Origin of the sequence: Alistipes sp. CAG:29 (genome assembly GCF_000435435.1) — a bacterium.
GTDB lineage: Bacteria > Bacteroidota > Bacteroidia > Bacteroidales > Rikenellaceae > Alistipes > Alistipes onderdonkii.
In genome coordinates this window covers 19,962-20,444 of the sequence record NZ_FR893485.1, presented here as the reverse complement: position 1 = coordinate 20,444, position 483 = coordinate 19,962, and the positions used below count along the sequence as shown (strand labels likewise).

General features: G+C 53.8%; 1 protein-coding gene. It reads right to left on the bottom strand.

Annotation, left to right across the window (positions count from 1 at the left end):
• Window positions 1-45: 45 nt before the first annotated feature.
• The coding region (locus tag QVP03_RS10735) for a tetratricopeptide repeat protein (RefSeq protein WP_288210766.1) at window positions 46-483 on the bottom strand (438 nt) is incomplete at its 5' end.

Below are 483 nucleotides of genomic sequence, written 5' to 3'. Positions count from 1 at the left end.
CCGCATTTTTTAATATAGTTCGTAATTATTTGTTTTTGAGTTAGCTTACTTTTCTAACGGCGCGTATCGTTTCAGCACCTCGTAAGCCTCGACGATACCCAGCTCGCCGGCCTTCGAAATGTCGAGACACCCTTTGCGCGTGTCCTTCATGAATATCTGTATGATGCCGCGGTTGTAATATGCCTCGGCGAAATTGGGGTTCTGTTCGATGGCCTTCGAGTAATCCTCGAACGCTTCGGGCAGGCTTCCCGACAGGGCCTTGAGGTTGGCGCGGTTGTAATAGCTGTACGCCAGGTCGGGGAAGAGCTTGATGGCCTTGTTCAGGTCGGCCACCGCCTCGTCGTAACTGTACGTGCGCTTGCTGTTGTTGTTCAGCCGGTTGGCCGGATCCGAGTCGATCGTGATGCGCTGGTAGGAGTTGTCGATCGACGAGATGAAGTCGATCATCTCGGCGCGCGTCGTCGAGCGGTTCAGGTACAGGAA